This window comes from Melioribacter sp. Ez-97 (assembly GCF_051488665.1).
Taxonomy (GTDB): Bacteria; Bacteroidota; Ignavibacteria; order Ignavibacteriales; family Melioribacteraceae; genus Melioribacter.
The window spans coordinates 12636-25447 of the sequence record NZ_JBPSEG010000011.1; the positions used below are offsets into that span (position 1 = coordinate 12636).

The window sequence follows — 12812 nt, forward strand, 5'->3', positions numbered from 1 at the left end:
TCATCCGTCGCTTTTATAGTCGTAGATATAAATAATTCCCCTGTCGGCTCCCGTAATAATATAATCCCGGTAATAAACGGGGTTTAGTTTAGCCCTTCCGTCATAATGCAGTGTTTTTCGAATTTCTCCGTTAGCCGCGTCAATCAGATAGATTTTCTTGTTAAGGTCGGGCTGAAGTAAAATATTTCCGGTCATTAAAGGAGTCGCGTTTACAAGTCCGTCGATTTTAACTGACCATTTCAATTTACCGCTTTCTTTATAAACCGCATTAATTATTCCTTTTAAATTGCCCGAGATAACCAACGAATCGTTATGCACGGGAAAGTTAATAATTTTTGCGCCCGTATTAATTTTCCATATAAGTTTTTTTCGGGAATAATTATATGCATACAAATTGCCGATGGCGTCTCCGAAATAGATAACGCGGTTATCGATTACGGTACCGGATGTAACAGATGCGTCCGCTTTGAATGTATCGACAATTTTTTTCCGGTCTTCGGAAAAAATAATAAGTTTACCGTTGTTTGCGCCCCAGGCAATAATTTTACCGTCGGACGAAGGATGCGAATTTTGTTTTTCGTAAGTTTTGAAAGTCCATTCAACATAGCCTGCCGTATTAAAATTATAAATTTCGCCCTCATTGTCGACTATGAAAATCCTATCGTTCAATATCAACAATTCGCTGCTTACCGAGCCGTTTAATTCGTACCGATTAATTTCCTTGCCGTCGAAATAATCGAATGTAACGAATACCGAATTCGGTTTGTTTCTTTTATTTACCACAAAATAAATTCTCCTGCCAATCAGCGCCGGTGCGGTTGATATTTCGCCGTCGTATTTTTTGTATCCGTACGATTTTCCCGTTTCAATATCGAACGCATAGATTCTTCCGGAAAGATCGCCCGTAAAAATCAGACCGTTTCCGGCAATAACCGATGTATTTGCATGACTTCCTTTTAATTCGAGTTTACGGACCAATTTAAGCGAATCGGGAATTTCGATATTCGAGTAAAATTTTCTTTCGGGAACCGCTCCGAACATTACGTATCCGTTTCCGTCGACTGGACGGTAATCTACCAACAAATTGGCAACGCACGAATTGAAAACAAGCACAGACGCTATAATCAATAAAACTTTTTTCAAAAATCCCACCCGAAGAAAAACTGATAAAATAATTTATTCTGAAAACGCGAAAAATTGTTTTCAATTTTTTTGCCGATATCGTAACGGAGAGTAATTACGTTAAACAAATTGAGTCTGAAACCGAATCCCAAGCTTCCGAGAGTTTCGTTGTACTTGGAGTCCCAGGCTGCGCCGGAATCAAAAAAGAGAGCGCCGCGTAATCCAGCAAAACTTAAACCGAAGAACGGGAATTTAATATAAATCCTGTCGACCAACGGGAATCGTAATTCGATCGACGAGAGCCACAATTTTTCGCCTCTTATCGACCATCTGGGCCATCCTCTCAAATCCCAGCTTCCGCCGGCAAAATAGCGCCGGGCTTCTTTGCCGTGATTAATAAAAATCGCTCCTCTTACAGCCACCGCGCTTGTATATCCTATTCTGAAATATTTTCTGTAGTCGGCGATAATCGAATAATAATTTAAGTTGCTGAATTTTATGTCGCTGATGTAACCGAGCATAAATCTGAAACGGGAGCCGTCGATCGGACCGGTCGAAGCCCAGAGCGCATTGTCGTGCACAAATGATATTGTATTCGACATCAGCAACGCTTTTCGAGCCAGTAATTCGCCGAAAAGCTCTTTATCGGAATTGGCGAGACTAATGCTGGCTTCGAGACGTTGAAATACGGAAAACGGATAATGAATTTCCGCGAAACCGCCATATACTCTTTCATAAAAAAATTCTTCCGACTCGCGGATATCGTATCGTCTTCCGGCAAAGTGGAAAATTCCGTAACCGTAATTTCCTCTTTTTTGCAGGTTGATTCTGCTGAGGGCAATATTGAAATTGTCTAAAATTTCACTCTGTAATTCGGCGCTGTTATAAAAATAAAAGATGTACCGGTCGTCTCCCAGAAGGTCGCTAACGGCAAAGAGAGCGCCGCCTCGCGAACCGTAAACCGGATCGGTGGAAAGCTGCCCTACCGCATAATCGAGCGTATATTCCCTGTCGTATTTCAACCGGTCGACGCCCTTTATTGAAGAAATGCCTTCCGTTTTCCATGCCGGTTTAATTTTGGTATAATCCGAAGCAATCCGGTCATAAATTCCCTTTTCCGGGATATCGAGTTCATAGAATTGAAACGAGAGTTTCTCAAACGAAGACGTAATTAACGTCGTGTCGTCTGCAAAATCGAAACTGTATACGCTCGTTACAAATCTTGTTAGCTGTTCTATTTCACCTTTATCCTCGTCGAAATTATTTATTCGCCAGATATTATATACTCCGTCGTAATCGCAATTAAAATAGAGAGTTTTGTAGTCGGGAGAAAAACGGGGAAATCTGATATTGGCGTTTATATTAGTTACGTATGAAATAGAGTAAGTATTCAAATCGAGTTCGAATAAGTTAAATTTTTGAGCATACTCGCCGGAGGTTCTGTCGGAACTGAAGATTACTCCGTTTTCATCTTTATTGAATACGGGATCCGCGTCGGAATAATAATCGTTCGTCAAACGGATCAACGTATCGTTTTCGAGTTGATACATATAAATATCGACATAGGCTTTTGTATCGGCAGCCGAGAATAAGAGCCTTTTGCCGTCGTCGGAAAATTTCGGCGACCTTATTGAAATGAGATTATCGAATCGGAGCGTTTTTATTTTCTCGTTATCTATTACCGAATAGAGATGAATTACGTCTCTTTCTTTCGATTTTGTTATAAATGCCAACATGCCGTCCGGAGAAAGGTCGAGCGTATTGTCGAGAAGATGAAAACTTTCGTACTCGGGTTCCTTTTCGCCTTCGATTATTACTTCAGGTTCAGCCCGTTCGATGTTCTCGTAATCGAGTTTAAATACAGACGAATAACCGTTATGATTGCCGATAAAGTAGACTTCTTTTTTACCGTTCAGTATAAATATTCGGGGATTAAAATTCAGACCGGATTCGGTCAATTTACGGGCTCCGATAAAATGCGGATAATTTTTTTCATAAAGAGGATAATATTTTTTTTTGAGCTCATACTCCCACCGCGCTCCGATATCATTAAAATTCACTCCGAGTGTATATTCCAGATTGTCTTTGAACGAACCGAAGCGCCACATATTTTCGATAATGCTCAGAATTTTGTCTTCGCCGAATTCGGCTGCAATAAATTCCAGAAAACTTTGTCCTTCTTTGTAGATAATATATCCTCCCGCTCCGGAAAGGTCTTCGAGCGGTATAAACATGTTATTCAATACGAAATCCCTCATCGCCATTTCACCCTGAGCGTCCCATTCGTACGACCAGTATTCGGCGAGCCCTTCCACAAACCAGAGCGGCGGCATTCTGTTTGTTTCTATCCGGTGGTCTCTAAGAATATTGAAAATCTTATTTGTCATAAAAACATGAACCAGTTCGTGTTTAATAACGTGACGAAAATCTTTCAGTGAACCCGGATACGGAATGACCACTCTTCCTTTTAAGAATTCAAAAAAGCCTCCCACGCCTTCGGGAATAAAATTCGGAATTGTGTTAGTTTGTTGAAAGTGGATATGAGTGTTATAAAAAATAAGAGGGATTCTGGAAGTTACGTAATGATTGAATTTGACTTTCAGTTCTTCGAAAGATTCTTCCGCAAAACGGGCTCCGATTTCGGCTATCTGTTCAAAATTGTCATAGTAATAAATATCGAAATGGTCTGTTTTAAGGAGCTTCCATTGGAATGATTCGTACTGGACTTTATTTCGACCGAAGAAGTAAAACTGGGCGGAAATTATTTGAGGCATTAAGAAAAGCAGCAACAAATATTTCCGCCCGTTTAATATCAAAGCCGAGCCTTGAGATAATTAATGTTGTCTATTGTTGTGGGGTCGAATCCTCTGATAACGGCGTAATAGTAAGTAGCCCAATCGCCCAGGAAAATCAAATCGACCAAACGCAATTTGGCGTTTTTTTCGTCGCTTTTCAAGTCGATAATCTCGCACCCGGTTTTGCGTATTACTTCGGACGTGATTTCAAGACGTTTCTTGACCTGCGGATGATATTCGTCGTCCCAGATATTGATCAGTTTTATTTTCATCTCCTGAGAATTATACCCTTCCCAGCCCATAATTTCGTTGTGATCGAGTTCCGGGAAATATGCAAAGAAGGCGTGCTGTTTAGAATTTTCATTAAACTGTCCTTTAAAGCGCGTGCCCACTACGGAAGTATAATCCGAAACGGAATAGATCAACGGAACGTATCCGAGAAGGCTTTCAGCCAGACTAAGCGCTCTGTTTTCAGGTTGAGCGTATTCTGCGCCCTTCTTCTTCAACAATTCGATAGCGTCCTGAACATTTTGATTTTGATCGGGCACGAGTTTCAGATTGTGAAATACATTCAAGACAGTAAAGAAATTAATCCAGAGAGCAAATCGCGGCTGATAACCGGGCAAAAGTTTGCCGACGGGAATATTGTGTTTAGCGGCAACTTCCTCCATTTTTCCGCCTGTGGTTACGCATACAATCTGACATTTTTTTTCGATCGCCTGATTCAACGCCGAAAGAGTTTCTTCGGTATTTCCTGAATACGAAGAGGCAATCACAAGAGTTTCTTCGTTTACGTAAGGAGGCAACTCGTAATTTCTGTTAACCGCATAAGGATATTTCAACTCAGTGCGGAAAAAGTTCTGAATTAATTCTCCTCCGATTGCCGAGCCTCCCAATCCCGTCAATATGATATTCTTGATTTTCGAAGTATCGATTGACGAAAGATCGATTTTAAGATTCCAGGCGTACTCCACCTGTTTATAAGAATCCTGAAGAACTTGATACTGGTTAGCCTTATCGTGTTTGGCTATCAATTCACTGATATTGCTCATCGTTTTACCTCAATATAAGTTTTTAATTTGGTCAGATATTTTTTCGTTAAAGAATTTATGAAGCTTATTGTTGATTTCGTCTTCGTTTTTTAGATTCAAACATTCATTCGCAAGTTGTTTCAACTCGGCATAGTTCAAAGACCGGAGTATCTTTTTGTGCAAAGGTATCCCGGCGGCTGAAATGCTTAAAGATTCAAGACCGAGCCCCACGAGCAAAGGCAATGCAAACGGATCGGCAGCCATCTCTCCGCACATTCCTACGGGCACGGATTTTTTCCCGGCTTCGTCGATTATATGCTTAATGGTCCGGATAACAGCAGGATGAAATTCCTGATACTGCGTCGAAACAATTTCGTTGCCCCTGTCGACGGCAAGGAGATATTGGATCAAATCGTTCGTACCGATACTGATAAAATCGACTACGTCTGCAAAATCGGACGTCAAAACCGCAGCCGACGGCACTTCGATCATAATTCCAACGGGTATTTCATTATCGTATTTAATGCCTTCTCCCGTCAATTCTTTTTTGCATTCATTGATTATCTCTTTAGCCGCGGAGACTTCGGACAGAGAATTAATCATCGGCAGCATAAACCAGACATTTTTGTGTTTGCTGGCTCTGAGAACAGCGCGTATTTGCGTTTTGAAAAGGTTCGGACTATCGAGCAGCAGCCGGATTCCACGCCAGCCGAGCATAGGATTAGGTTCGTGCAAATCAACCGGCAGAACTTTATCGCCTCCGATGTCGAATGCCCTGATTATTACTATTTTGGGATAAATGCTTTCGGCAATTTTGTTATAAACTTCAAACTGTCTTTCCTCGTCGGGAAATACCTCGTATTCTTCGAACAACTGTTCGGTTCTGACCAATCCGATACCATCCGCACAGTTATGAACTATAAAACTCATCTCTTCTGAAATATCGAGATTCGCCATCAATTTGATCTCTTTACCGTCCAGCGTGACTGCAGGGAGCGATTTAATTTTCAATAATTCTTCGTCGTACTGGCTCAGCTTTTTAATCTTCTCTTCGTATTCCCGGATCAATTGTTCCGAAGGATTCACAATCACTTCGCCGTGGAAACCGTCGATAATCAAAAGATCGCCATCCCGGATAATATTGGTTGCTTCGTGAATGCCGACAACTGCTGGAATATTCAAAGATCTGGCGACAATGGCGGCGTGCGATGTAAGACCGCCGAAATCCGTAACATATCCTTTTACATTCGATCTCGATAAAAGCACCGTATCCGAGGGAGAAAGACTTGTGGTTACAACTATAACGTCATTAGTAATTTTAGACTTCCACTTTTTCTTTTTGAGATTGCGTATAATTCTGTTCTTTATGTCTTCGATATCGTGCGAGCGCTCTTTCATATAAGGCTCGTTCGAGGCGCTCATAATTCTTATGTATTTTGTAATTTCGTCTTCGACGATATATTCCGGCGTCATTTTTTCTTTTTTAATTCTTTCCTTGATAGTAGAAGTCAATACCGGGTCGTCGAGAATCATCATTTGAGCTTCGAAAATGGCAGCGCGTTTTTCTCCTATTTTGTCGACGGCAAGATTAAAGATTTTACGCATTTCTTTTTTGGACAGTTCGAGCGCCGCATCGAGATTTTCCAGCGCTTCGTCGACGTTTTCTATTTTTTCGGCGATAACCGACTCGCTCTCTTTGGAGAACAGATAAGCCGGCGCAATCGAGATTCCCGGCGCAGCGGCTATTCCTTTCAATATGATTTGATTTTTTTCCATTTTACATCTCGTCGAAACCTCTGTTGAAAAAATCGACAATTTCTTTTGCGGCTTCCTCTTCGTCTTCGCCGTCGAAAACGAGCGTAATTTCAGAGCCCTTTTCAGCCGCCAGCGTCATTACGCCGATTATACTTTTCCCGTTTATCTGCATTCCGTCTTTAATAAGATAAAAATCGCATTTGTATTTCGAAGCCATTTTAACAATTGTAGCCGCCGGACGAGTGTGCAAACCGGCGTTGTTCACAATTTTAACTTTTTTTTCTATCATATTTTACTTTGTTCTGTTTATTAGAGAATTAGCAAGCCAGTATAACATCCGGCTACCTTCGCCGTCCGGAAGTTTGTTCAAACCTTTGAGAGCCGATTTTGTATATCTGTCGATTTCCTTTATTGCGTCTTCAAGAACTCCGTATTTTTCATAAATCTTTTTATAAGATTCAATTTCGTCGGATTCGATTCCGGAATTTTTAATTACTCTCAATAGTTTCTTTTTATCCTCTCCTTTGGCTTTTTCCAGCGCTTTAAGAAAAAGATACGTTTTTTTACCTTCAATTAAATCACTGCCGACTTTTTTTCCAAATGTTTTTTCGTCGGCTATGATATCGAGCAGGTCGTCCTGAATTTGAAAAGCCATACCGAGATTTTTACCGTAATTCTTCAAAATTCTCACAACATTATAATCCGCCCCGGCAATCAATCCGCCTATTTCAGTACAAACGGTCAGAAGAGCGGCGGTTTTTTGTGAAATCATCAGGCGGTATTCCTCCAGCGATACGTTTTTACGCGTTTCGAATTCTTTGTCGAGGCTCTGCCCTTCGCAGACGTCGATAATTCCCTGCGTAAATGTTTCTATAATTTGATTTGTATTCTTTTTGCAATCTTTCAACAACAATTTATAAGCAAAGGCAATCAAATTGTCGCCCGCAAGAATAGCCGTATTCGTATCGAACTTTTTATATAATGAAGGTCTTCCCCTTCTGATCGGAGAGTTGTCCATAATATCGTCGTGCACGAGCGTAAAATTATGGAAAATTTCTACCGCCAATGCAGCATTGTAAGCGTCGTTGAAATTTCCGCCTGCGGCTTTGGTAGAAAGTAAGAGCAATACGGGGCGCAATCTTTTTCCGCCCGATTCGAGCGCGTATTTGCACGGCTCGTAAAGCGAAGCCGGTTTTTTATTATTAAATAATTTGTCGATTCTTTTCTCGATTATTCCGAGCAGTCGTCCGTATTGAAGTTCGTATTTTTCTTTTTTCAATGAAATTCCGATTTATTGATCAACTTATTTTTTTGCAAATCCGATAATTTCCCGCAGCCAGTCAAATACATTATTTTCTTTATATCTTCGAATAGATTTTTAATATACTCGACGGCAGCTTGTACGTCTTTTTCGATAACCAATTTAAGAATCGGTTTGGCAGCCGCAGTAAAATCGGCTCCCAGAGCATATGATTTGGCAAAATCGACGCTCTTTCTAAGTCCCCCCGAAGAAATAAGTACAAATTTATAATTTTTTTTCAACTTTTTAATCGTTCGCAAACAATAAGAAGTCGGATTTCCCCATTCGCTCAAAAAGCTTTGGCTTCCGCTTCGCATCAATTCGATTTTAGCCCAGTTGGTTCCGCCTGCGCCGGCGACGTCGATGCCTTTAACGCCGGCATCCAATAATTTGACTGCCGAGTTCGGATCTATGCCCGCTCCCACTTCCTTAACGATTACAGGCGTTTTAATTTTTGACGTAATTTTTTCGATTTTTTTAAGGAGCCCTTTGAAATTCGGTTCGCCTTCGGGTTGAAGCAATTCTTGCAACGGATTCAAATGAATTATCATTGCGTCCGCTTCGATTAAATCGATCAGATAATTAATGTCGTCTATTATATTTCCGGAATTTACTATTTGAGCGGCACCAATATTCCCGAGTATAGGAACAGAGCCTCCGATTTTTCTAATCGATTTGTACGAATCGTCGAATTTATTGTCCAAAAGCGAGCGGCGTTGGCTGCCGACTCCGATCGGAATATTAAGAGCTTTTGCAACCTCTGCCAGCCTTTCGTTGACGCTATTCGCCTCTGCAGCGCCCCCGGTCATCGAGGAAATGATAAAAGGATAATCGACTTTTTTCGAAAAAAACTTCGCGCTAAAATCGATTTCATCGATCGCCACTTCCGTAGCGGCATGATGAATAAATTGATAATTTTCGAATCCGTTAGTGACCGAATCGTAATCCGCATCGTCGGAAAGGGATAATTTAATATGTTCTCCTTTCCTGCCGCTGATTATTTTCGATTCATCGCTCAATTCAGTTTGCCCTCCTGATTTCGAGTTGAACCACAAAATTGCCGGTAAACCGCTCCTTCGAATCCGTAAAATCGAACAACGATACTTGAACGTAACGCGGATTTACGTTTGTAATATTCGAAAACATCGCTCCTTTAACTTTGAAATCTTGCACATTATTCCATTCCTTTCTGCTTTCGTTCCACCCTTTCGGCAGGCAATTTTTTACGTCTCCGACTAATTTAGAATAAATTTTGTTCGCTTCCTGTATATTGTCGCCTTCATAAAACTTGGCAATATAACTGCCGTCGTTTTCATCGACGAAAGCATCGGTCGAGCCGGACAATCTGACAAATCCGGATTTACCCGATACGGGCTCTTGTAAAAGGATAAAATTTGCTTTGGCATGTTCCGCAAGGAATAGTATTTGAGAGCAAAAATCCGCATCGTCATCCAATTTGACCGAATTGGACGCCGCAAAAGCATATTGCATCGAATAACGGCATTCGGACACATTAGAATCTGCCACAATCAAAAGCGCCCATTCGCCCTGCTTCGGAATTTGAGCCGAAATAGCAGCCGCTCCGCCGGCATTTGCGCGCGACTGTTTGAATACTTTGCCGTCGGGATCGACAAATAAGACAGTAAGAGGATTTGATTCGGGCAAAACGAAAAAGCTTACAATTTCGTTTTGATAGAATTCGATTTCGTACCCGTCGTATCTTCCGAATCCGCTTTTGAATTTATCTTTTGAATTAATTTCTCCGTTAATTTCGTTGAACTCTACAGAAAATTGTCCGAAGACCGGACTGACAAGCAAAAAGAGCAGCGGAATAATTTTTTTCATTTTTTCCTCGCCGTGGTTAAAAGTGATTCGCATCCGAACGAGATAAACTCTCGCAAGAAAGGGATTTCCGGTAATTTTACAACCGGCAGACCGAAACGCAGATTGTAAATCGGCCGGAACAAATAAAATTCTTTTACCATAAAATCGAAGCCGTAATCCGAGACCAATTGCTCGAGTTTTCTTACCGTACACCCGGTCGAAAAATGAAGTTTAATTTCGTCCGTATAACCCGGATTTTCTTTCATTATTTTAGAAATCAAACGCAGAATGCTTGCGGGCAAAAGATGAAGGTAAGGCACAAATTTCAAAAAGCTTTTTGCAATCTGCTGATGACCTGCAAAGGGAGAAAATTTGGGAGGAAAACTGATAAATATAAATCCTTTTTCATTCAGCAGACTTTTCAAATTTCCGAATGCGGCTTCTTTATCGCGAATATGCTCGATTACTTCTCTGATTATAATCAAATCATATTTCCCGTTCAATTTTGCGGGCAGTCCGGAATCCGTAATATCGCCTACAATTATGTCGAGTTCCGGATTTTTATTTAATGCCGTTTCTGCTCTTTTCGGGTCGATTTCGATTCCTCTGCAGCGCACGCCGAGTTCTTTCATAACGGTCAGCAATCCGCCTTCGGCGCATCCTACTTCCAGAAGATTCATCTTTTCGAAATCCGGCAAATTCCTGCGCAAATAAGGAATTATGTATTTCTTTGTGTAATCTATCTGTTCGTAATAATGTTTTTCAGCCATATTGTTCGATTAATGAAGGTAAAAATATCTCGGACGGTAAAATACGCAAGATTTTTTAATTATGAGAAGAAAATAAGAATCGGATTAAAGATCAATATCGATAAATCATCCGGCTGTTAAAAGAAAAAATAACGGATTAATTCCGCTTTGAGCCGAAGATTTCGAAGAACTGATCTACATCTTTAATATAATCATAACCGAAAATCCGGCAGGTTTCCGAGACGTCCGAAAAGTCGAGACCGCCGGCTGCAATTGCCTTATTATTGTAGCGATTTTCTTTCCCGTTGTATTTATTTGCAATTTCGACTGCAAGTTTCCAGACCTTCCGGATATTCTCATCGCCGATAAGTTTGTTCAAATCGACAGGCTGATTTGTAACAAATCCGGGCGATCCGTTTCCGGCAACGTTACCGTCGGGAATTTTATAATAAGAGCAATTTTCTTTCACGAATTTAAGTTTATACGGAGTAGTAACGCTTTCGTTCCAGTCGCTGTGTTGAACCACATGAATGCCATTTTTGATATCGACAGACGAATTGATTTCAATTATATTCCGGACGAGCGTATAAGTAAAATCCGACTGTCCCGCTTCGGCAATCCAAACGCGCCCGCCGTCTTTTAAAACGTTCATAGCCAATCCTGTAACTTCCTCAAGAGCGCGGTTGAAGTCCGAATGAGCGTCCGACCAATTGTTTCCGAATGCCGCTTCGAACAATTCGTTTGCCGGGACGTATAAACCTTCCTGTATTCCGTAAGCGCCCGCCACGGCGTGATATTTAACTCCGTCAAATTGTGAATGCGACAGAATTGCAGCCACTCCCGCTACAGAATGAAGGTCGTCCACGTCGGTTTTACAATCGAAATGAGCCAGGAACAAGTCTTTTTCTTTATTGAAATTCCCTATGATATTTTGGCTTTTTTCCTGAAACTTATGCCCTGCGAAAAAGAGAGTAATAATCATAACTACAAAAATATTTTTCCTGTTCATATGCGATTCCCGATTTTTTTTCTTTGATAAGAAAGATAAGATTTGACTTACATTGCGGCAAGGCGTCGTTTTATCAATATGATATTTTGAAAATCTATGAAAGTAATATTAACTACTGTCTTTTCAAGTAAAGTTAAAACGCCCTCTAATTGCACGGAACGCCTGAAATTAGTCTGACTTGAACGGCTTTGCCGTTATCTTCAATTTTGTCGAGTATAAAGGCATATGTATTGCCCGGTTGTAAACCAATACTTTTCCACTCGTTTAACGGTTTTGAAATTCCTTCATTCAACACCTCATTTACATCGAAGTCGAAAATACTATTCCACAATTTTACCGGATAAGAACGGTAGACATTAAAATATCCGTAACTTTTTCCTCCGTCATAAATTGAATAAAGCGAGTCGCCGGATAAGAACAATATGTTATTGCCGTATTGATCGTTGACATTCCTGAAATAATCAATAATTTTTCCTGCATTTTCCAGACTGTCATAATAATAAGCGGTATTACTCTCGAGTATTACATCGGTGAAAATCCAATTTTTAACAATTCCCTCGCCATTCCATGCGGAAATTAAAGTTGCGTATTCCGGTTCCGAATTAATGCTCCTGTTTATCTCTCCAAGCGTCGTCAGCATATTTTTTAATTCGAAAGGTATGTCGGCTCCGTCGGAGGCGCTTATATCTTTGGTTATGCCGCTGGCGCTTACGTATTTAATATGATAGTAAAATCCGTCCGCTATCGGATGCTCAGGTTTATATTCGTCTTCGAGCTTGAACACGACGTATTGGTCAAACGGCGGATTCAATCTGGCGAGTTGTTCGTCCGTCAGTTTTTTAGCGATACAATATTTTTTGTTCGAGCGGTAATAAGAAAAGACGGCATTGCCGTTAGAGTCGATAACTGTTTTCAGATGAACGCCGGCAAATCCGCCCGTCACATCATATTCAATCGAGCGGAACGAAACCACGCGAATCGAATCGACGCCCGATTCGCCGCAGGAGTATGCGAGGAACATTAACAAAATCAGAATACGTTTTCCGCAGCAAAGCAAATTATAATTCATCTGAAACGCCCCCACGCTTTCCCTCTCTACCCTTCTTAATTCGGTAGCTAAAATAAGTATTCCTACAAAAAATGGAAATATTTTTTTATAATGAAATAATCCGCAAAACTCAAAATACTGAGCTGGGGTGGTAAGTTTAAGTGAGGCGGCGGCGTATG

Annotated in this window: 11 protein-coding genes; all 11 read right to left on the reverse strand. The window is 40.8% G+C overall.

Translation table 11 applies throughout. From position 1 onward, the window contains the following. The 11 genes from ACSSWA_RS11760 to ACSSWA_RS11810 all read right to left on the reverse strand — a co-directional run bounded on the left by ACSSWA_RS11760 (window position 1) and on the right by ACSSWA_RS11810 (window position 12654). Complete coding sequence (locus ACSSWA_RS11760) at window positions 1-1143, reverse strand: outer membrane protein assembly factor BamB family protein (RefSeq protein ID WP_437356770.1); 1143 nt, start codon at window positions 1141-1143, stop codon at window positions 1-3. Continuing rightward, entirely contained in the window at window positions 1140-3911 is a 2772-nt protein-coding gene (locus ACSSWA_RS11765) for a hypothetical protein (protein WP_437356771.1), read from the reverse strand. Before ACSSWA_RS11765 ends, ACSSWA_RS11760 begins: the two co-directional genes overlap by 4 nt. Window positions 3912-3934: 23 nt before the next feature. Then, window positions 3935-4969: a bifunctional phosphoglucose/phosphomannose isomerase gene (locus ACSSWA_RS11770; protein ID WP_437356772.1), complete on the reverse strand. Its 1035-nt coding sequence runs from the start codon at window positions 4967-4969 to the stop codon at window positions 3935-3937. Between the two features lie 9 nt (window positions 4970-4978). Further along, on the reverse strand, window positions 4979-6724 hold the full coding sequence (gene ptsP, locus ACSSWA_RS11775) for a phosphoenolpyruvate--protein phosphotransferase (RefSeq protein ID WP_437356773.1): 1746 nt from the start codon (window positions 6722-6724) through the stop codon (window positions 4979-4981). Between the two features lies 1 nt (window position 6725). Next, entirely contained in the window at window positions 6726-6992 is a 267-nt protein-coding gene (locus ACSSWA_RS11780; protein ID WP_437356774.1) for an HPr family phosphocarrier protein, read from the reverse strand. 3 nt (window positions 6993-6995) lie between these two features. Beyond that, a complete protein-coding gene (locus ACSSWA_RS11785; protein WP_437356775.1) occupies window positions 6996-7982 on the reverse strand; it encodes a polyprenyl synthetase family protein in 987 nt (328 codons plus the stop codon). After that, window positions 7979-9022 (reverse strand): type 2 isopentenyl-diphosphate Delta-isomerase, encoded by a 1044-nt coding sequence (fni, locus tag ACSSWA_RS11790; protein ID WP_437356776.1) that lies wholly within the window; start codon window positions 9020-9022, stop codon window positions 7979-7981. Before fni ends, ACSSWA_RS11785 begins: the two co-directional genes overlap by 4 nt. A 1-nt stretch (window position 9023) precedes the next feature. Beyond that, window positions 9024-9848, reverse strand: coding sequence for a hypothetical protein (locus ACSSWA_RS11795; RefSeq protein ID WP_437356777.1), 825 nt, complete (start codon window positions 9846-9848; stop codon window positions 9024-9026). Then, entirely contained in the window at window positions 9845-10597 is a 753-nt protein-coding gene (locus ACSSWA_RS11800) for a class I SAM-dependent methyltransferase (RefSeq protein WP_437356778.1), read from the reverse strand. Before ACSSWA_RS11800 ends, ACSSWA_RS11795 begins: the two co-directional genes overlap by 4 nt. A 136-nt stretch (window positions 10598-10733) precedes the next feature. Beyond that, window positions 10734-11585 (reverse strand): hypothetical protein, encoded by an 852-nt coding sequence (locus ACSSWA_RS11805; RefSeq protein ID WP_437356779.1) that lies wholly within the window; start codon window positions 11583-11585, stop codon window positions 10734-10736. A 145-nt stretch (window positions 11586-11730) separates the two neighbouring features. After that, a complete protein-coding gene (locus tag ACSSWA_RS11810; protein WP_437356780.1) occupies window positions 11731-12654 on the reverse strand; it encodes a hypothetical protein in 924 nt (307 codons plus the stop codon). Window positions 12655-12812 lie beyond the last annotated feature (158 nt).